This window comes from Pseudomonas sp. NUPR-002, assembly GCF_056322725.1.
In genome coordinates this window covers 1,121,089-1,138,589 of the sequence record NZ_CM150476.1, presented here as the reverse complement: position 1 = coordinate 1,138,589, position 17,501 = coordinate 1,121,089, and the positions used below count along the sequence as shown (strand labels likewise).

The 17,501-nt window shown below is 61.8% G+C and carries 18 protein-coding genes; 9 read left to right on the top strand and 9 right to left on the bottom strand.

The window, feature by feature from the left end; genetic code table 11:
* Positions 1–7: 7 nt before the first annotated feature.
* Genes ACVWSC_RS05340 through ACVWSC_RS05320 form a run of 5 tightly spaced genes read right to left on the bottom strand, consistent with a single transcriptional unit; the run spans position 8 to position 4,118 of the window.
* Positions 8–1,165: a phospholipase D-like domain-containing protein gene (locus ACVWSC_RS05340; RefSeq protein WP_442112379.1), complete on the bottom strand. Its 1,158-nt coding sequence runs from the start codon at positions 1,163–1,165 to the stop codon at positions 8–10.
* Position 1,166: 1 nt separating this feature from the next.
* Positions 1,167–1,748, bottom strand: coding sequence for a YceI family protein (locus ACVWSC_RS05335; RefSeq protein WP_442112378.1), 582 nt, complete (start codon positions 1,746–1,748; stop codon positions 1,167–1,169).
* Positions 1,749–1,793: 45 nt separating this feature from the next.
* Positions 1,794–2,090: an amidase gene (locus tag ACVWSC_RS05330; RefSeq protein WP_442112377.1), complete on the bottom strand. Its 297-nt coding sequence runs from the start codon at positions 2,088–2,090 to the stop codon at positions 1,794–1,796.
* Positions 2,087–3,187, bottom strand: a complete 1,101-nt coding sequence (locus ACVWSC_RS05325; RefSeq protein WP_442112376.1) for a serine hydrolase domain-containing protein — start codon at positions 3,185–3,187, stop codon at positions 2,087–2,089. Before ACVWSC_RS05325 ends, ACVWSC_RS05330 begins: the two co-directional genes overlap by 4 nt.
* 43 nt (positions 3,188–3,230) lie before the next feature.
* Positions 3,231–4,118, bottom strand: coding sequence for an acyl-CoA dehydrogenase middle domain-containing protein (locus ACVWSC_RS05320; protein ID WP_442112375.1), 888 nt, complete (start codon positions 4,116–4,118; stop codon positions 3,231–3,233).
* 133 nt (positions 4,119–4,251) lie between these two features.
* On the opposite strand from ACVWSC_RS05320, the gene olsB reads away from it, so the two are divergent.
* The gene (olsB, locus tag ACVWSC_RS05315; RefSeq protein WP_442112374.1) at positions 4,252–5,007 is read left to right on the top strand and encodes an L-ornithine N(alpha)-acyltransferase; all 756 of its coding nucleotides are present in this window, start codon (positions 4,252–4,254) and stop codon (positions 5,005–5,007) included.
* Positions 5,007–5,795 carry a lysophospholipid acyltransferase family protein gene (locus tag ACVWSC_RS05310; RefSeq protein WP_442112373.1) on the top strand — a complete coding sequence of 263 codons (789 nt, stop codon included), beginning with the start codon at positions 5,007–5,009 and terminating at the stop codon, positions 5,793–5,795. The genes olsB and ACVWSC_RS05310 overlap by 1 nt, the downstream gene beginning before the upstream one ends.
* Here ACVWSC_RS05310 and ACVWSC_RS05305 read toward each other — a convergent pair.
* Positions 5,792–6,373 carry an acyl carrier protein phosphodiesterase gene (locus tag ACVWSC_RS05305; protein WP_442112372.1) on the bottom strand — a complete coding sequence of 194 codons (582 nt, stop codon included), beginning with the start codon at positions 6,371–6,373 and terminating at the stop codon, positions 5,792–5,794. The two genes, ACVWSC_RS05310 and ACVWSC_RS05305, sit on opposite strands and share 4 nt — an antisense overlap.
* Positions 6,374–6,526: 153 nt before the next feature.
* On the opposite strand from ACVWSC_RS05305, the gene ACVWSC_RS05300 reads away from it, so the two are divergent.
* Genes ACVWSC_RS05300 through ACVWSC_RS05290 form a run of 3 tightly spaced genes read left to right on the top strand, consistent with a single transcriptional unit; the run spans position 6,527 to position 9,079 of the window.
* On the top strand, positions 6,527–6,829 hold the full coding sequence (locus ACVWSC_RS05300; protein WP_038607345.1) for an ArsR/SmtB family transcription factor: 303 nt from the start codon (positions 6,527–6,529) through the stop codon (positions 6,827–6,829).
* Positions 6,830–6,842: 13 nt separating this feature from the next.
* Positions 6,843–8,012, top strand: a complete 1,170-nt coding sequence (locus ACVWSC_RS05295) for an MFS transporter (protein WP_442112371.1) — start codon at positions 6,843–6,845, stop codon at positions 8,010–8,012.
* Between the two features lie 17 nt (positions 8,013–8,029).
* Positions 8,030–9,079, top strand: coding sequence for an alkene reductase (locus ACVWSC_RS05290; protein WP_442112370.1), 1,050 nt, complete (start codon positions 8,030–8,032; stop codon positions 9,077–9,079).
* Positions 9,080–9,161: 82 nt separating this feature from the next.
* Here ACVWSC_RS05290 and ACVWSC_RS05285 read toward each other — a convergent pair whose 3' ends face one another.
* From ACVWSC_RS05285 to ACVWSC_RS05275, 3 genes are all read right to left on the bottom strand, one after another.
* Positions 9,162–10,004: an ATPase gene (locus ACVWSC_RS05285; protein WP_442112369.1), complete on the bottom strand. Its 843-nt coding sequence runs from the start codon at positions 10,002–10,004 to the stop codon at positions 9,162–9,164.
* A gap of 91 nt (positions 10,005–10,095) precedes the next feature.
* A complete protein-coding gene (locus ACVWSC_RS05280) occupies positions 10,096–11,088 on the bottom strand; it encodes an NAD-dependent epimerase/dehydratase family protein (RefSeq protein ID WP_442112368.1) in 993 nt (330 codons plus the stop codon).
* Positions 11,089–11,137: 49 nt separating this feature from the next.
* Positions 11,138–12,028 carry a LysR family transcriptional regulator ArgP gene (locus ACVWSC_RS05275; protein WP_442112367.1) on the bottom strand — a complete coding sequence of 297 codons (891 nt, stop codon included), beginning with the start codon at positions 12,026–12,028 and terminating at the stop codon, positions 11,138–11,140.
* A gap of 124 nt (positions 12,029–12,152) precedes the next feature.
* Here ACVWSC_RS05275 and ACVWSC_RS05270 point away from each other — a divergent pair, with 124 nt between their 5' ends.
* From ACVWSC_RS05270 to ACVWSC_RS05255, 4 genes are all read left to right on the top strand, one after another.
* A complete protein-coding gene (locus ACVWSC_RS05270; protein ID WP_442112366.1) occupies positions 12,153–12,752 on the top strand; it encodes a LysE/ArgO family amino acid transporter in 600 nt (199 codons plus the stop codon).
* A gap of 188 nt (positions 12,753–12,940) precedes the next feature.
* Complete coding sequence (locus tag ACVWSC_RS05265) at positions 12,941–13,537, top strand: superoxide dismutase (RefSeq protein ID WP_442112365.1); 597 nt, start codon at positions 12,941–12,943, stop codon at positions 13,535–13,537.
* Positions 13,538–13,966: 429 nt separating this feature from the next.
* Entirely contained in the window at positions 13,967–15,922 is a 1,956-nt protein-coding gene (locus ACVWSC_RS05260; RefSeq protein WP_476461745.1) for a putative bifunctional diguanylate cyclase/phosphodiesterase, read from the top strand.
* A 149-nt stretch (positions 15,923–16,071) separates the two neighbouring features.
* Positions 16,072–17,406 carry an imelysin family protein gene (locus ACVWSC_RS05255; RefSeq protein ID WP_442112363.1) on the top strand — a complete coding sequence of 445 codons (1,335 nt, stop codon included), beginning with the start codon at positions 16,072–16,074 and terminating at the stop codon, positions 17,404–17,406.
* The last annotated feature ends 95 nt before the right edge of the window (positions 17,407–17,501 follow it).

Here is a 17,501-nt window from a genome sequence, read left to right as displayed (position 1 = left end):
GCAGCGCTCAGTCTCGCCGATCCAACAAGTTAACCACCAACCGATCCAACCACCCCCACAGCCGCTGCTTGAACCGACGCCAAAGTGGCCGCGTATTCCACTGCTCCAGATCGATTGCCTGACTAAGGCTGAAGTCACGCTCGAAACTGGCCGCCACCGCTGCGGTAAGCGGCGGATCAAGCGCCTCGACGTTCGCTTCAAGGTTGAAGCGCAAATTCCAGTGGTCGAAATTGCACGAGCCAATACTGACCCAATCGTCCACCAGCACCATTTTCAAGTGCAGGAAACACGGCTGGTACTCGTAGATTTTCACACCAGCGCGCATCAACTTCGGGTAGTAACGATGCCCGGCATAGCGTACCGAGGGGTGATCGGTGCGCGGCCCCGTCAGCAGCAGGCGTACATCGATGCCTTTGCTCGCAGCGCGGCGCAAGGAGCGGCGTACTTTCCAAGTCGGCAGAAAATAAGGTGTGGCCAGCCAGATGCGCCGCTGGCCACTGTTCAGGGCACGTACCAGCGATTGCACGATATCCCGGTGCTGACGGGCATCGGCATAGGCCACCCGGCCCATGCCCTGGCCGCTGTCTGGTACGTGCGGCAGGCGCGTCAGGCCGAAGTGGGTCGGCGGCCGCCAGGCAGTGCGGCGCAGGTTGGCACGCCACTGGCGGTCGAAGAGCATCTGCCAGTCGGCCACCAATGGCCCTTGCATCTGCACCATGACCTCATGCCATTCGCTGGCGTCCTGGCCCGGCATCCAGAACTGATCGGTCACCCCGGTACCGCCAACCACTGCCCAGGCCTGGTCGACGATCAGCAGTTTGCGGTGGTCGCGGTACAGGTTGCGCAAGCCACGGCGCCAGCGCAGGCGGTTGTACCAGCGCAGCTCGACCCCCGCCGCCATCAGGCGCTGACGCAGGTTCAGGGTGAACGCCAATGAGCCGTAATCGTCAAACAGGCAGCGCACCTGCACGCCCCGCTCGGCGGCCTGTACCAGGGCTTGCACCACGGCTTCGGCGCAGGCGCCCGCTTCCACCAGGTACAGCTCCAGATCAACGTGTTGTTCGGCCTCGCCAATGGCACTGAGCATGCGCGGGAAAAACGCGGGGCCGTCGATCAATAATTCGAACCGGTTACCATCTCGCCAGGGGAAAACCGGTCCGGCCATATCAGCGCGCCGTAAAGATCAACACCGCGGACACCGGCACCGACGGGCTGATGGATTTGAGCCCGGCCAGCTTGCGCAAGGTCTCAAGGCCCGGTAGCAAATCGAACTCCTCGGCACGCAGCATCAACGGCTCCAGGGTCACTACCTGGAAGCGTCGTTCGTCCAGGCGGGTCGCCAACAGCAAGGCGTTGTAACTGTGTTTTTTGCCGTGCAGCTCGACGGTCAGCGGCAGGCGCAGTTCCACCTGGGCGCCATTGGCCAGGTCATTGATGGGCTGCAAATCGATCTGCGCGGTGACCTTGGCTTCCGGGAAGCGGGCAAATTCAAACAGCTCCTTGCGCATGCGCTCATCGCGCAACGGTACACCGCTGCTGTTGGAGTCCATTTCGATCTGCAACTGCGCTGCGCCTTTGCGATCGACCTTGCCGTGCAATACCAGGAAGCGATGGACTTCGGCGGTATCACCATTTTTGCTGGAGATAAAAGACAGGCGTGAAGATTCGCCATCCAGGTGCCAGTTGGCGTGGGCCGAGACGCTCACCAGAGCGAGCAGGGCCAGTAAAAGACGAGGCAGAGAGAACATGAGCAATCCTGTGACACAGAGGCCGTCAACCTTACCCGCCTGCCTTCACGGCAGCAAGCCACAGCCCTCACGTACGCCCTGCCAACGCGCCCGACGCTCGACCCCCAGCCCCTTGGCGACAACCAGGCGGGTCTGGGTGTCTTCCTCCAGACGACTCAACGGCAGGTACTGGCGCACATAGGCCCGACAGTAAGGCGCCTCAAAACCCATGACGAACCGGCAGGAGCAGTACTCCTTGGCCGAGTAGGCGCTGAGAATGCCGGTAAAGTCGGCCAGGGCCTGGCGTTCGTACCAGGCCCAACCGGCCACGGCCAGCAGCACAAGCAGTATCAAGCGCTTCATGGTCGCCCCTGCGCCTGTGCCGCCAGCACACGCTTGAGCAGTTCGTTGTGGGAAAACTGGCCGTCGCGGTCGTCGGCATAACGCACCACCACCAGTTGTTCAGCAGGCAGCACATACAACGCCTGGCCCCAATGGCCCAAGGCGGCGAAGGTGTCGGCTGGGGCGTCCGGCCAAGGACGGGCGGCGCCGGGTAGCGGCTGGTTGAGCCACCAATGGCCGCCGGGGTTGGCTTCGCCGGGCTGGGAAATAGCCGCGGCAAACAAGGTGCGGTTGAACGCCACCCAATCGGTACCCAGCAACTGCTGCGCTTGCCAGCGACCGTCACGTTGCATCAACAAGCCAACACGGGCCAGATCGCGCGCCGTCATATACAGGTAGGAGGAACCGACCAGGGTGCCGCTGGCATCTCGCTCCCAGACTGCCGAAGTGATGCCCAAGGGGGTGAACAGCGCGTCCCACGGGTACTGCGTGTAGTGCTCAGGCCCGAGCATGCCGCGCAATGCGGCCGCCAACAGATTGCTGTCACCGCTGGAGTAGAGAAAGCGCTGGCCCGGTTCGGCCAGCGCCGGTCGCACAGCGGTATAGGCGGCCATGTCCGCCCGCCCGCGGGTGTAGAGCATGGCCACCACCGAGGAATGCAATGGCGCGTATTCGTAGTCTTCCTGCCAGTCCAGACCGCTGGCCCAGTGCAGCAGGTCTTGCAGACGTATCTGTGGATGGACATGCATGGGCGGATAGAAACGGGCAACCGGGTCATCGAGGGCAAAGCGTCCTTGCTGACGAGCTACACCCAATAGCGTCGCCAGCACGCTTTTACTCACCGACCAGGTCAGGTGCGGGGTCCAGGCGGTGGTCGGTGCAGCGTACTGCTCAAACACGATGCGGCCGTTCTTGATGACCAACAAGGCATCGGTGCGTATACCTTCACGGCACTGCTCATCACGGGGTGCAAACGCATAGGCCTGCACTTGCTGCCAGGCAGGGCTGTTGACCTCAGCCGCCTGACGCCAGTCCGGCAGCGGCCAGTCCTCCTGGCTCGAGGCCTGGGTGCTGATGAACAACAGGCCGAGCCACAGCGCTGTAAACGTTCTGATCATGCGGTGTCGCTCAAGGCCAGGGTTCAGCCAGCTTAAGGGCGCTTCATGACAATCCGAAGGAGGCCCAGGCCTTGGCCAGGCGCTTGGCTCGCGCCGCACTGGCAATTTCCAGCAGGCCCTGGTCGCGCTGCCACAACGGCGCCCATTCACCCGGCGAATTGCTCAACGCCTGATTGAGTTCATCCTTGAGCGCGGCGAACTGGGCGAACAAGCCCCCCAGCAGCACGTGACAGGCGCTGGAATCGGCACATTGGCGGCTGCCTTCGGCGCAGCCGCCGAGTAAACCGATCAAGCGCAACTGCAGGCTCTGCGGCCAGCCATTGTCCTGACCGACGCCATACAGCCAGGCGCACAGTGCACTGAGTACATAAAGGTCTTCGAGGGAACGGAACGGTTTGACGTAGGCATCCCAGCCATCACCTGCCAGGCGCTCACACAGGGCCTGATCGAGGTGCAAGCGGGCGTGGCCGACTTCCGGCATCAGTGGCAAGGCCGGTAATGGTTCCAGGCGAACGCCGGGCTCACCCGGGTAGACCACCGCCAAGCTCAGTTGCGGCGCCTCCCCCACCGCTTCACTGCGTGCCGCCACCAACAGCCAGTCGGCATCCAGCCCGGCGGTGACGAAATCCTTGCTGCCGCTCAGGCGCAAGTCATCCAGGCGAACTTGCATGTCGGCCACACGCACGCTGCGCCGTTCACTGGCACACAAGGCACCGAGGCTGGCCGGGGCGCTTGGCCAGAGCATGCGCAAGGCCGCCTGGTAGCCGATCAGAAAGGCCAACCCCGGCGTCGGCATGGCCCGGCCGCCAAGCACCGCCAGCTCGAACGGGCTGACGCTGCCCAGGCGCGCCAGCAGGCTGCTGTAGGTCTCGCCAAGGTCAGCGGACAGCGGCGATCGCTGTGGGTCGTTGAGTCGTTGCAGCCAGGCCATCGTCACGCTCCTTGAGGGTTGTCATACAAGCATCACCAAAGATTCATGGGGGTGACACCCCCTCTCCCTAGGCTGAGCTTGCACAACAAAGTCGACCGGCCGCAACCCCTTGGCTGGCTTATGGAGACTCGCAATGACTCGAATCGCGCGCACCAGCGACACCCGCACTGAACGCCGCCTGCACGCCGAGCGTCTGGTTGGCCCTGCGGCCCTGCAAGAAGCGCAGGCCCTTCGATTCAAGGTCTTCAGCGCTGAGTTCAAGGCCAAGCTCAAGGGCGCCGAACTGGGCCTGGACATGGACGACTACGATATTCACTGTCGCCACATCGGTGTACGCGACCTCTGCACGGGTCATCTGGTTGCCACCACGCGCCTGCTCGACCATCAGGCCGCCAGCAGCCTGGGGCGTTTTTACAGCGAAGAAGAGTTCAGCCTGCACGGTCTGGCGGGCTTGCAGGGCCCGATACTGGAGCTGGGCCGCACCTGTGTCGACCCGGCTTACCGCAACGGCGGCACCATTGCCGTGCTCTGGGCGGAGCTGGCCGAGGTACTCAACGAGGGCTGCTACAGCTACCTGATGGGTTGCGCCAGCATTCCCATGCAAGACGGCGGTGTGCAGGCCCATGCCATCATGCAGCGCCTGCGCGAACGCTACCTGTGCACCGAGCACCTGCGCGCCGAACCGAAGAAACCACTGCCCAGCCTGGCCCTGCCCGGCAACGTCATTACTGAAATGCCACCGCTGCTCAAGGCCTACATGCGCCTGGGGGCAAAAATCTGCGGCGAACCGTGCTGGGATGAAGACTTCCAGGTCGCCGACGTGTTCATCCTGCTCAAACGTGACGAGCTGTGCCCGCGCTATGCCCGTCACTTCAAGGCAGCGGTGTGATGCGGCGTCTGCGTGTGGTTGCACGCCTGCTGCGGGTACTGCTGGTGGTGTTGCTCGGCCTGGCCATGGCCGCGCTGTTTTCGGTGTATGAACGCCTGGGAATCGCTGCCTCCCGCGAACGGCGCCAGCGCTGGTCGCAGCTGTTCATGCGCAAGCTCAGCAACGCCCTGCCCTTCAAGGTCCGTGTAGTGGGTAAGTTGCCGCAACAACCGATGCTGTGGGTCAGCAACCACGTGTCGTGGACCGACATCCCGCTGCTGGGCATGCTGACCCCGCTGTCGTTCCTGTCCAAAGCCGAAGTTCGCGGTTGGCCTGTTGCCGGCTGGCTGGCCCTGAAGGCCGGTACCCTGTTCATTCGCCGTGGCGGCAACGACAGCCAGCAGCTACGTCAACAGATCAGCCAGCATCTGCAACAGGCTTGCGCCCTGCTGATTTTTCCGGAAGGTACCACCACCGACGGTCGCAGCCTGCGCACCTTCCACGGCCGCCTGCTGGCCGGTGCCATCGACACTCAGGTGCCCGTGCAACCGGTAGCGCTGCGTTACCTGCGCAATGGCCAGACCGATCCAGTGGCGCCGTTCATCGGTGATGACGACCTGCTCTCACACCTGATGCGGCTGTTCACCCAGGACTGCGCCGAGGTCGAGATCCAGCTGCTGCCTCCGATTGCCAGTGCTGGGGAAGAACGCGCAGCGCTGGCGTTCAAGGCCCAACAGGCGATCCAGGTCGCGCTGTTTGGCGCCGAGCAACCTATCATTCAGCCACAACGCCGGGCCAAAGCCGCCTAGACCTGAGCCCGGGCGTTGCCGGCGAAGGCTTGCAGTTCAGGGTAGAAGGCGCGGAAGTCTTCCATCAACGGGGCGTACAAGGTCTCGACCAGCTCCAGGGCGCCGTCCATCCCTTCGGGGCGCGACAAGCGCCGGGCGATCCCGCGAAACACCGGCCCCAACACCGCAAACTCGCGGTACGAGCCCAGCCAGTCATCCGCTGCCATGTAGGGCGCAATCTGCGCCAGTCGACCGGGCAGATCCGCTTGCGCCGCCAATACCTGATAAACCCGGCCGGTAAACTGCTCCAGCGGTTGCTCGGCATAGTCCTGCCAGTGCAGCGCCAGGCAATGATCGAAAAACACATCGAGGATGATCCCGGCGTAGCGCCGCCGCTCACGAGGGAAACGCGCGAGCGACTGCAGCACCAGCGGGTGACTGTCGGTGAACACATCGATTTGCCGGTGCAGGCGGATCGCCGCTTCCAGCGGTAGGGGAAAACGTCCGGCCAACGGTCCTTTGACGAAATCGCCATACAGGCTGCCGAGCAATTGCTCGGGTTGTTGGCCGCCCAGATGTAAGTGCGCGAGGTAATTCATGTGCGCAGTCTAGCACTGGGTACGCCCATATCGTTATAACCCGATATAGCGATTTACGCTGAGCTAAGAACCTCTTCATATTTGTATATCGCGAAATACCGATTTATATTTCGCCACATCGCGATATACCGCTACACAACCATGAGCCCAACCATGCCTCTCGATCTCGACGAAATAATAAAAGCCCTGGCCCACCCAGTACGGCGAGAAATCCTCAACTGGCTGAAGGACCCCGACGTTCAGTTTCCTGACCAACACCACAGCACCGAACACGGTGTCTGCGCCGGTCAGATCGACCAACGCTGCGGCCTGTCGCAGTCCACGGTCTCGGCCCACCTGGCCACTTTGCAACGTGCGGGGCTGATCAGCAGCCAGAAGATCGGACAGTGGCATTTTTTCAAGCGCAATGAGGAAACCATTCAGGCCTTCCTCAAGCAGATGAGCCAAGAGCTCTGACAAGGACATTGCAATGCCCCTTTCACTCATCATTCTGGCGCTCAGCGCCTTTGCCATCGGCACGACCGAGTTTGTCATCATGGGCCTGCTGCCCGATGTTGCAAGCGACCTGGGCGTATCGATTCCAGGTGCCGGCTGGCTGGTCACCGGTTACGCCCTGGGCGTGGCCATCGGTGCCCCGTTCATGGCCCTGGCCACTTCACGGTTGCCGCGTAAAGCCGCGCTGATTGCACTGATGGGCGTGTTTATCGTCGGCAACCTGCTGTGTGCCGTCGCCGCCGACTACAACCTGCTGATGTTCGCCCGGGTGGTGACCGCCCTGTGCCACGGTGCCTTCTTCGGCATTGGTTCGGTGGTGGCTGCCAGCCTGGTTCCGGCCAACCGCCGCGCCTCGGCCGTGGCCCTGATGTTCACCGGCCTGACCCTGGCCAACGTGCTGGGCGTACCGCTGGGTACGGCCCTGGGCCAGGAATACGGCTGGCGCTCGACCTTCTGGGCGGTAACCGTGATCGGTGTGATTGCCCTGATCGGCCTGATCCGTTTCCTGCCGTTTCGCCATGACGAAGAAAAACTCGACATGCGCGCTGAACTGGCTGCCCTCAAAGGCGCAGGTATCTGGCTGTCGCTGTCGATGACGGTGCTGTTCTCGGCGTCGATGTTCGCCCTGTTCACCTATGTCGCGCCGCTGCTCGGCGATGTCACCGGCGTTTCGCCACGGGGCGTGACCTGGACCCTGCTGTTGATCGGTGTTGGCCTGACCCTGGGCAATATCGTCGGCGGCAAGCTGGCCGACAAGCGCCTGGGCGCCACCCTGGTCGGCGTGTTCGTCAGCATGGCGGTGGTCTCCACCGTGCTGAGCTGGACCAGCGCCTTCCTGGTCCCGGCCGAAATCACCCTGTTCCTCTGGGCCACCGCCGCCTTTGCCGCCGTACCGGCGCTGCAAGTCAACGTGGTGACCTTTGGTAAAGCTGCACCGAACCTGGTGTCGACCCTGAACATTGGCGCCTTCAACCTGGGCAATGCCCTGGGCGCCTGGGTAGGCGGCACTGTGATTGCTCAAGGACTGGGCCTGACGCGCGTACCACTGGCCGCTGCCGCCCTGGCGGTGCTGGCCCTGATTGTCACCCTGATTACCTTCAGCCAGCGCGGCAACAACGCCGAACTGGCACCTGCCACGCATTAATCAGCCTTGAGGTTTGTATGACGACTATTTTCGATCCGATCACCCTGGGCGACCTGCAGTTGCCCAACCGCATCATCATGGCGCCGCTGACCCGTTGCCGCGCCGATGAAGGCCGCGTGCCCAATGCGCTGATGGCCGAGTACTACGTACAACGTGCCAGCGCCGGCCTGATCCTCAGCGAAGCCACCTCGGTAACGCCGATGGGCGTTGGTTATCCCGACACCCCGGGCATCTGGTCCGACGACCAGGTCCGTGGCTGGACCAACGTGACCAAGGCTATCCATGCTGCCGGTGGCCGTATTTTCCTGCAGCTGTGGCATGTCGGGCGTATCTCGCACCCGATCTACCTCAACGGTGAAGCCCCGGTGGCACCTAGCGCGATCCAGCCTAAAGGCCACGTCAGCCTGGTGCGCCCGATGGCCGATTACCCGACCCCACGCGCTCTGGAAACTGCGGAAATCGCCGACATTGTCGAGGCCTACCGCACCGGTGCCGAGAACGCCAAGGCGGCCGGTTTTGATGGTGTAGAGGTGCACGCTGCCAACGGCTACCTGCTGGATCAGTTCCTGCAAAGCAGCACCAACCAGCGCAACGACCAATACGGGGGGGCACTGGAAAACCGTGCACGGCTGTTGCTGGAAGTGACCGATGCGGTCATCGACGTGTGGGGCGCAGAGCGTGTCGGCGTACACCTGGCACCGCGGGCCGACTCGCATGACATGGGAGATGCCAACCGTGGCGAAACCTTCACCTACGTCGCCCGCGAGCTGGGCAAGCGTGGTATTGCCTTTATCTGCTCGCGTGAGAAAGAAGGTGATGACAGCATCGGCGCGTTGATCAAGGAAGCCTTCGGCGGCCCTTACATCGTCAATGAACGCTTCACCAAAGACACGGCCAATGCTGCGCTGGCCAGCGGTAATGCCGATGCGGTGGCCTTTGGCATTCCCTTCATCGCCAACCCTGACCTGCCGGCCCGGCTGGCGGCGGATGCGCCATTGAACGAAGCACGTCCGGAAACCTTCTACGCCAAAGGGCCGGTCGGTTACATCGACTACCCACGGATGTAAAACGGTAGGAGCGGGCTTGCCCCGCGATGGCGGTGTGTCAGATAGACCGCCATCGCGGGGCAAGCCCGCTCCTACGGATTGATCACGGCCGGGTGTTGATCTGTTGTTGCAGGTTCTGCACCTGGCTCTGCAGGGTGTTGATGCTGCGGCTCATCTGCCGGCGAAAGGCGTCAAACTCGGCCACCGAGGCACCCGCTGCAACGGGCGCGGCAGGACGATTGTCCTGCTCGCTGCGCAGCACCAACAGGTCCTGCTCCAGACGCTCGATGGCGGCATTGGGGTTGCCCTGCTTCTTCAACGCCGCAACCTCAGCATTCAGGCTGCTGATCTGGCTGTCGAGCTTGCCACCATCGACCTGAGCCGCTTTCAACGCTGCCAGCTGTTCATTCACCGCTTTAAGCTGCGCCTGCAATTCGGCCTGCAACTTGGCCGTGGCCGCCTGCTGTTCGCTGGCCTGTGCCAACACCTGCTCCAGACGCTTGCCCAGGTCACCCGCTTGCCCGGCCACGCCCTGCTGCAGCTGTTTCTGTTCAACCAGATTGGCTTGCAGTTGCTTGATCTGCAGTTTCAACGCTTCGCTACCGGTGGTGGCACTGGACTCACTGGCGGCGACCTTGCCACTGATGGCTTGCAGGCGACCAGCCGCTTCTTCGCTGATACGGGCAAAGCTTTCCTGGGTGGCCACCAGTTGCTGCTCCATCAGGTTTACCTGTTGGAAGCTCCACCAGCCTAGCCCCGCCAAGGCAATGAACGACGCGCCCAGCAACGCCCACAACGGCCCGGTATTAGCCGCGCGCGGCGCCTTGCCAGCGTTTGCAACGGCACCGCTGCGCAGCGGCGGCAGGTTGTCAAAGTCATCGTCATCGCGCGTGCTGACACGCAAGGTCGGGACATTGTCGAAATTGTCTTGAGCTTCGTTACGCATGAGAACCTTCAACCGCTGTAATAGCAAATGGGCACTAGTATAAACCGCTTACACCGCGCACTAGTCGATCGCAAACCCGCCTAAGGGTTCACTACTGCGGCTCTTGAGCCTTCCACCAGGCGCAAAACTCGTCGAGTGCGGTCCACACGCTGACCGCAGGCCGGTAGTCCAGCTGTTGACGCGCGCGATTGATGTCCAGGGTGAAATCCTTGCTCATCACCTGCATGCCCAAGCGCGACAAGGTCGGCTGTGGACGGCCTGGCCAGAGCATACAAGCCCCTTCATTGAGCGCGGCAAGGCTATAGGCCAAGCCGAAGGAGCGGTAGCGAGTGACTTGCGGCAGTTGCATCTGGCGCATCACATAGTTGACCACATCCCACAACGGCAGCGGATGACCGTTGCTGATGTTATAGGCCTGCCCCAGTGCCTGCTCATCTGCAAACAATGCACTCAACAACGCTTCGTTGAGGTTCTGCACACTGGTGAAGTCGACCTTGTTCAAGCCGTTACCGATGATGGCCAGGCGACGCTTGCGCTGCATCTGCATCAAGCGCGGGAAAATGCTCACGTCGCCAGCCCCGGTTACAAAGCGTGGACGCAAGGCCAGCACCTCAAGGCCGAACTCCTGAGCACCGAAGACTTTCTGCTCGGCCAGGTGCTTGGTGGCTCCATAGTGGTCGTAAAAGCGCCGCGGCACCTGCTCTTCGTGGATGTTCAGCTGCGAACGGCCATTGAAGTAGATCGAGGGTGACGACAGGTGGACCAGACGCCGCACGTGCTCTTTGAGGCAGGCCTCGACCACGTTTTCGGTCACCACCACATTGCCTTGGTAAAAATCCTGGTAGCGCCCCCAGTTGCCCACCGCGCCAGCGCAATGCACCACGGCATCGACACCCTGGCACAAGCGCCGGGCCAACTCCGCGTCACCGAGGTCGCCGGGGATGAACTGTGCCCCACGCCGCACCAGGTGCTCAACGCCTTCGGCACGACGGCCGTTGACCCGAACCTCAAGGCCTTGCTCCAGGGCAAAACGCGCAAAGCGTCCGCCAATGAAGCCGCTTGCGCCGGTAACCAGAATTCGCATGTACCACTCCGCCTTGCCAAATTTCAGATGCTGCTGACGCTGCTCAACCTCATAACGGCACCAGCCATTGCCGCGAGGTTTGCCGCAGGTGTTCGGTCAGTTGCCCGAGCAGTTGTCCGCCATTGCGCCAATGATGCCAGTACAAAGGCACGTCGATGGGCTTATCCGCCGAAATTTCTACCAAACAACCACTGGCCAGTTGCTCGCGCACCTGCAGCTCCGGCACCAGCCCCCAGCCCAGACCGGCTTCGGTCATGCGCAGAAAGCCTTCGGAAGATGGACACAGGTGATGCATGAAGCCCCCGTCGATCCCCAACGACGCCAGGTAACGGTGCTGAAGAAAATCATCCGGACCAAACACCAGTGCTGGCGTGCGCGCCAAGCGTGTAGCGTCAAAGCCTTGGGCAAAGTAGCGGGCCATGAACGCCGGGCTGGCCAAGGCGCGGTAACGCATCGCCCCCAACAGCATGCTGCGGGCACCGGCCACTGGCCGCTCGCTGCCACACAGGCATGCGGCCACTTCACCGGCGCGCATGCGTTTAAGGCCGACTTCCTGGTCTTCTACCACCATATCCAGCAACACCTGCTGTTCGGCACAGAAGGTGCCGACCGCAGCCGCCCACCACGTGGCCAGGCTGTCGGCGTTCAGGGCAATGCGCAAGCGCTCCGGCATGCCCTCCTCGTCCAGCGCCGGCACCTGGCTTTGCAAGTCGCGCTCCAGCAGCCGCACCTGCTGTACATGGTTGAGCAAACGGCGGCCAACATCTGTAGGACTGGGTGGATTGGCACGCACCAGCACCGGCTGCCCGACCCGTGCTTCCAGCAATTTGATGCGCTGGGAAATCGCCGACTGCGACAGCCCCAGCACCTGCGCTGCACGCTCAAAACCGGCCTGCTCGATGACCGCTGCAAGGGCTGACAGCAATTTGTAATCGAACATTATTTTTCCTAATGCCTGATCAGGTTTATTTGTTTTTCTTATACCGCTCTGCGCCGCAAAATAGCCAGCATCTTCTTCGGTTTTATCCACCAGTGCCCGGCTGGTGCCTGCGGAGCGTCCCCCTATGTGGCAAAGCTATCTGAACGGCCTGCTGGTCGCCTTCGGCCTGATCATGGCGATCGGCACCCAGAACGCATTCGTCCTGGCGCAAAGCCTGCGCCGTGAACATCATTTGCCGGTGGCCGCGCTCTGTGTACTGTGTGATGCCCTGCTGGTTGCGGCAGGGGTGTTTGGCCTGGCTACCGTGCTGGCACAGAACCCGACCTTGCTGGCGGTCGCGCGCTGGGGCGGTGCCGTGTTTTTGATCTGGTACGGCAGCAAAGCCTTGCTGCGCGCCTGCTCGCAGCAGAGCCTGCAGCAGAATGAAGGCCAGGGCCTGCGCTCGCGCCGCGCGGTGCTGCTCAGCGCCTTGGCGGTGACTCTGCTCAACCCTCACGTGTACCTCGACACCGTCCTGCTGATCGGCTCGCTCGGCGCCCAGCAAACCGTTCCCGGTGCTTATGTGGCCGGTGCCGCCAGTGCCTCGCTGTTGTGGTTCTTTACCCTCGCCCTCGGAGCCGCCTGGCTGGCCCCGTGGTTGGCACGCCCCGGTACCTGGCGCCTGCTGGACCTGATGGTGGCGGTAATGATGTTCGCCGTGGCGGCGCAACTGATCTTCACCTGATTACCATTGGTCAGGCGCGCTCGAAGGCTCTGGAACCTCTTTCCCGTACACTTGTTGCGTGGTTAAGCACAGGGCCGGGTGCTATGATCCAGCCCTTGCGTCGCAAAGAGTACAAACTCCCCGACGCACACCGGCCGCCCGTGATCGGCCTTGCGCTCACCGCAACAGACCTGATTAGGAGAATCACCATGGCTTTTGAATTGCCGCCGCTGCCTTACGCACACGACGCCCTGCAGCCGCACATTTCCAAGGAAACCTTGGAGTTCCACCACGACAAGCACCACAACACCTACGTCGTGAACCTGAACAACCTGGTGCCAGGCACCGAGTTTGAAGGCAAAACCCTGGAAGAGATCGTCAAGTCCTCTTCGGGCGGTATCTTCAACAACGCCGCTCAGGTCTGGAACCACACCTTCTACTGGAACTGCCTGGCGCCAAACGCTGGCGGCCAACCTACCGGCGCCCTGGCTGATGCCATCAACGCTGCGTTCGGCTCGTTCGACAAGTTCAAAGAAGAGTTCACCAAGACTTCCGTCGGCACCTTCGGTTCCGGCTGGGGCTGGCTGGTGAAAAAGGCTGACGGTTCCCTGGCCCTGGCCAGCACCATCGGCGCCGGCTGCCCGCTGACCAGCGGCGACACCCCGCTGCTGACCTGCGATGTGTGGGAACACGCCTACTACATCGACTACCGTAACCTGCGTCCTAAGTACGTTGAGGCGTTCTGGAACCTGGTTAACTGGAAATTCGTCGCTGAGCAGTTCGAAGGCAAGACCTTCACCGCTTAAGCGATGGTAGGAGCGGGCTTGGCCCGCGATGCGGTTAGACAGATTGACCGCAATCGCGGGGCAAGCCCGCTCCTACAGGTTCTGAAACCCGGTTTGTCCGGGTTTTTTTTCGTCTGCAAGACGGGTTTCGGCTCTTGCCCCAAGCTGATACCGCGCTAACATCAAACCTTGAGAAGTTTAGTTGCAGCACTAAAGTCGCAAGGCCAGGCAACCGATACAGAGACAGCAGGAAGACCCTCACCAACAAGTGAGGTAAGTTCTGCCATCGGCCGATAGTGGATTGCCACGAATGATGGCAAAATGATGCCATGCGCATGGATTAAGGAAACCCCATTGAAGCTGGAACTCAAGAACAGCTTATCGGTTAAGTTGCTCAGGGTCGTACTGCTCTCGGCACTGGTGGTCGGTGTCGTGCTCAGCTGTGCGTAGATCGTCTTTGATGCCTACAAGACCCGCCAGGCAGTAGCCAGCGACGCCCAGCGAATCCTCGATATGTTCCGCGACCCTTCCACCCAGGCGGTGTACAGCCTGGACAAGGAAATGGGCATGCAGGTCATGGAAGGGCTGTTCCAGGACGAGTCGGTGCGCATGGCCTCCATCGGCCATCCCAACGAAACCATGCTCGCCGAAAAATCCCGGCCGCTGCAGGAATCGTCAACGCGCTGGCTGACCGACCTGATTCTTGACCAGGAACGCACCTTTACCACGCAACTGGTCGGCCGCGGCCCCTACAGCGAGTACTACGGCGACCTGAGCATCACCCTCGACACCGCGTCTTACGGCGCAGGCTTTCTGGTCAACTCGGTCATCATTTTTGTTTCCGGGGTTCTGCGCGCCCTGGCCATGGGCCTGGTGCTGTACCTGGTGTATCACTGGATGCTGACCAAGCCGCTGTCAAAAATCATCGAGCATCTCACCCAGATCAATCCCGACCGCCCCAGCCAGCATCAACTGCCCTTGCTCAAAGGCCACGAACGCAACGAGCTGGGCTTGTGGGTCAATACCGCTAACCAGTTGCTGGCCTCGATCGAGCGCAATACCCACTTGCGCCATGAGGCCGAAAACAGCCTGTTGCGCATGGCTCAGTATGACTTCCTCACCGGCCTGCCCAACCGCCAGCAACTGCAACAACAGCTAGACAAAATCCTCGTCGATGCTGGCCGCCTGCAACGTCAGGTCGCGGTGCTGTGCGTCGGTCTCGATGATTTCAAAAGCATCAACGAACAGTTCAGCTACCAGGCGGGCGACCAATTGCTGCTGGCCCTGGCCGATCGCCTGCGCGCCCACAGCGGCCGGCTTGGTGCCCTGGCGCGGCTTGGCGGCGACCAGTTCGCCCTGGTCCAGGCCGATATCGAGCAGCCCTACGAAGCCGCAGAACTGGCCCAGAGCATTCTCGATGACCTGGAGGCGCCCTTCGCCCTGGACCATCATGAAATCCGCCTGCGGGCGACCATCGGTATCACCCTGTTCCCGGAAGACGGCGACAGCACAGAAAAGCTGCTGCAAAAAGCCGAACAGACGATGACCCTGGCCAAGGCACGCTCACGCAACCGCTATCAGTTCTACATCGCCAGTGTCGACAGCGAAATGCGTCGGCGCCGCGAGCTGGAAAAGGACCTGCGCGAAGCCCTGCCGCGCAATCAGTTGTACCTGGTGTACCAGCCGCAAATCAGCTACCGCGACCACCGTGTGGTCGGCGTCGAAGCGCTGCTGCGCTGGCGCCACCCCGAGCTGGGCATGGTTCCGCCAGACCAGTTCATCCCCCTGGCCGAACAAAACGGTAGCATCATTGCCATCGGCGAATGGGTACTCGATCAGGCCTGCCGTCAGTTGCGCGAATGGCACGACCAGGGCTTCAGCGAGCTGCGCATGGCGGTCAATCTGTCGACCGTGCAGTTGCACCACAATGAACTGCCGCGGGTGGTCAACAACCTGCTGCAGATCTACCGCTTGCCGCCACGCAGCCTGGAACTGGAAGTGACCGAAACCGGCCTGATGGAGGACATCAGCACCGCCGCCCAGCACCTGCTGAGCCTGCGCCGCTCTGGCGCGATGATCGCCATTGACGACTTTGGTACCGGCTATTCCTCGCTCAGCTACCTGAAATCGCTGCCGCTGGACAAGATCAAGATCGACAAGAGTTTCGTTCAGGACCTGCTCGATGACGACGACGATGCCACCATCGTTCGCGCCATCATCCAATTGGGCAAGAGCCTTGGCATGCAGGTGATCGCCGAAGGCGTGGAAACCGCAGAACAAGAGGCCTACATCATTGCCCAGGGTTGTCATGAAGGTCAGGGCTACCACTACAGCAAACCCCTGCCAGCCCGGGAGCTGACGGTGTTCCTCAAACAGGCCCAGCGTAATCAGGTTTCGATTCTCTAACCCCTTGCAGACCGTGGGCAATCGGGCAGAAACACGCATTTGAATATTTACGTGGCTACCTCTTTACACAAAATGCAAATCTTTCGCATTATGTTGCAGTTTTGCGTACCCCGGTACGCCTGTCCAACCTCTCGACGCAGGAATTCACCATGATTCGTATGCCTCTGGCCACCGCCAGTCTGTTGGCCATTGCCATCTCTCTCGCCGGTTGCGGCGACGACAAGGACAAGGCCGCCGCACCGCAAGCTCCAGCGGCCACTGCAGCAGCACCGGCAGCCCCCGCCGCAGGCGCGGTCGACGAGGCCGCCGCCAAGGCCGTGGTCAAGCACTACGCCGACATGGTCCATGCTGTGTACAGCGACTCGCTGAGCACCGCGAAAACCCTGCAAACCGCGATCGATGCCTTCCTCGCTACCCCCAACGACGAAACCCTGAAAGCCGCCAAGGCCGCCTGGACCGCCGCACGCGTGCCTTACCTGCAGAGCGAAGTGTTCCGTTTCGGCAACACCATCATCGACGACTGGGAAGGTCAGGTGAACGCCTGGCCACTGGACGAAGGCCTGATCGACTACGTCGACGCCAGCTACGAGCACGCCCTGGGTAACCCGGGTGCCGCCGCCAACATCATCGCCAACACCGAAATTCAGGTCGGCGAAGACAAAGTCGACGTCAAAGACATCACCCCTGAGAAACTCGCCAGCCTGAACGAGCTGGGCGGCTCCGAAGCCAACGTCGCCACCGGCTACCACGCCATCGAATTCCTGCTCTGGGGCCAAGACCTCAACGGCACCGGCCCAGGTGCTGGCGCCCGTCCTGCCTCCGACTATCTGGAAGGCAAAGGCGCAACCGGCGGTCACAACGAGCGCCGCCGTGCTTACCTCAAGGCCGTGACCCAACTGCTGGTCAACGACCTGGAAGAAATGGTCGGCAACTGGAAGCCAAACGTTGCCGACAACTACCGCGCCACCCTGGAAGCAGAGCCAGTTACCGACGGCCTGCGCAAAATGCTGTTCGGCATGGGTAGCCTGTCGCTGGGCGAACTGGCCGGCGAGCGCATGAAGGTTTCCCTGGAGGCCAACTCGCCTGAAGACGAGCAGGATTGCTTCAGCGACAACACCCACAACTCGCACTTCTACGACGCCAAGGGCATCCGCAACGTCTACCTGGGCGAATACACCCGCGCTGATGGCAGCAAGCTGACTGGCCCAAGCCTGTCGTCGCTGGTCGCCAAGGTCGATCCGGCCACCGACACTACCCTCAAGGCCGACCTTGAAGCCACCGAAGCGAAGATCCAGGTCATGGTCGACCACGCTGCCAAAGGTGAGCACTACGACCAACTGATTGCCGCCGACAACGCTGCCGGCAACCAGATCGTCCGCGACGCCATCGCCGCCCTGGTCAAGCAGACCGGCGCCATCGAGCAAGCCGCTGGCAAGCTGGGTATCGCCAACCTGAACCCGGACACCGCTGATCACGAGTTCTGATCCCGCGTCTGACTAAGCGAACGCCCGGTCTTTGTACCGGGCGTTCTGCTTTATTGCCGGTGAAACCTTGCCCGCTGAACAGCGCGCCAGCCAAG

What these genes read in the sequence shown, in the direction of transcription:
- ACVWSC_RS05340 (WP_442112379.1), bottom strand. Translation starts at nt 1,165, where the DNA reads ATGGCCGGACCGGTTTTCCCCTGGCGAGATGGTAACCGGTTCGAATTA.
- ACVWSC_RS05335 (WP_442112378.1), bottom strand. Translation starts at nt 1,748, where the DNA reads ATGTTCTCTCTGCCTCGTCTTTTACTGGCCCTGCTCGCTCTGGTGAGC.
- ACVWSC_RS05330 (WP_442112377.1), bottom strand. Translation starts at nt 2,090, where the DNA reads ATGAAGCGCTTGATACTGCTTGTGCTGCTGGCCGTGGCCGGTTGGGCC.
- ACVWSC_RS05325 (WP_442112376.1), bottom strand. Translation starts at nt 3,187, where the DNA reads ATGATCAGAACGTTTACAGCGCTGTGGCTCGGCCTGTTGTTCATCAGC.
- ACVWSC_RS05320 (WP_442112375.1), bottom strand. Translation starts at nt 4,118, where the DNA reads ATGGCCTGGCTGCAACGACTCAACGACCCACAGCGATCGCCGCTGTCC.
- olsB (WP_442112374.1), top strand. Translation starts at nt 4,252, where the DNA reads ATGACTCGAATCGCGCGCACCAGCGACACCCGCACTGAACGCCGCCTG.
- ACVWSC_RS05310 (WP_442112373.1), top strand. Translation starts at nt 5,007, where the DNA reads ATGCGGCGTCTGCGTGTGGTTGCACGCCTGCTGCGGGTACTGCTGGTG.
- ACVWSC_RS05305 (WP_442112372.1), bottom strand. Translation starts at nt 6,373, where the DNA reads ATGAATTACCTCGCGCACTTACATCTGGGCGGCCAACAACCCGAGCAA.
- ACVWSC_RS05300 (WP_038607345.1), top strand. Translation starts at nt 6,527, where the DNA reads ATGCCTCTCGATCTCGACGAAATAATAAAAGCCCTGGCCCACCCAGTA.
- ACVWSC_RS05295 (WP_442112371.1), top strand. Translation starts at nt 6,843, where the DNA reads ATGCCCCTTTCACTCATCATTCTGGCGCTCAGCGCCTTTGCCATCGGC.
- ACVWSC_RS05290 (WP_442112370.1), top strand. Translation starts at nt 8,030, where the DNA reads ATGACGACTATTTTCGATCCGATCACCCTGGGCGACCTGCAGTTGCCC.
- ACVWSC_RS05285 (WP_442112369.1), bottom strand. Translation starts at nt 10,004, where the DNA reads ATGCGTAACGAAGCTCAAGACAATTTCGACAATGTCCCGACCTTGCGT.
- ACVWSC_RS05280 (WP_442112368.1), bottom strand. Translation starts at nt 11,088, where the DNA reads ATGCGAATTCTGGTTACCGGCGCAAGCGGCTTCATTGGCGGACGCTTT.
- ACVWSC_RS05275 (WP_442112367.1), bottom strand. Translation starts at nt 12,028, where the DNA reads ATGTTCGATTACAAATTGCTGTCAGCCCTTGCAGCGGTCATCGAGCAG.
- ACVWSC_RS05270 (WP_442112366.1), top strand. Translation starts at nt 12,153, where the DNA reads ATGTGGCAAAGCTATCTGAACGGCCTGCTGGTCGCCTTCGGCCTGATC.
- ACVWSC_RS05265 (WP_442112365.1), top strand. Translation starts at nt 12,941, where the DNA reads ATGGCTTTTGAATTGCCGCCGCTGCCTTACGCACACGACGCCCTGCAG.
- ACVWSC_RS05255 (WP_442112363.1), top strand. Translation starts at nt 16,072, where the DNA reads ATGATTCGTATGCCTCTGGCCACCGCCAGTCTGTTGGCCATTGCCATC.